Genomic DNA, 395 nt, shown 5'->3' on the forward strand with positions numbered 1-395 from the left:
TCACCAATTGCAGGCGATGGGGCGCAGCGCGCAGGACATTCGTTCGGTCCGAATCCGCACGCATGCGGCGGCGATTCGCATCATCGACAAGCAGGGACCGCTCGCCAATCCGGCAGACCGCGATCACTGTATTCAATACATGGTGGCAGTGCCGCTGTTGCTCGGGCGACTGACGGCGGCCGACTACGAAGATGCAGTGGCCGCAGATCCTCGCATCGATGCGTTGCGGGCGAATATCGTCTGCGAGGAAGACCCGCAGTTCACCCGCGATTATCACGATCCCGACAAGCGTTCGATTGCGAATGGACTGACCGTCACGCTGACCGACGGCACCACGCTCGACGAAGTGCTGGTCGAATACTCCCATCGGCCACAGGCGTCGTCGTGCCGAGGGA

General features: G+C 62.0%; 1 pseudogene. It reads left to right on the top strand.

Going from position 1 to position 395, the window contains the following annotated elements:
- Window positions 1–395, top strand: a pseudogene (gene prpD / locus CDV44_RS27355) (2-methylcitrate dehydratase); the annotation flags it as partial.

Origin of the sequence: Pandoraea sp. PE-S2R-1 (assembly GCF_002179865.1) — a bacterium.
Taxonomy (GTDB): domain Bacteria; phylum Pseudomonadota; class Gammaproteobacteria; order Burkholderiales; family Burkholderiaceae; genus Pandoraea.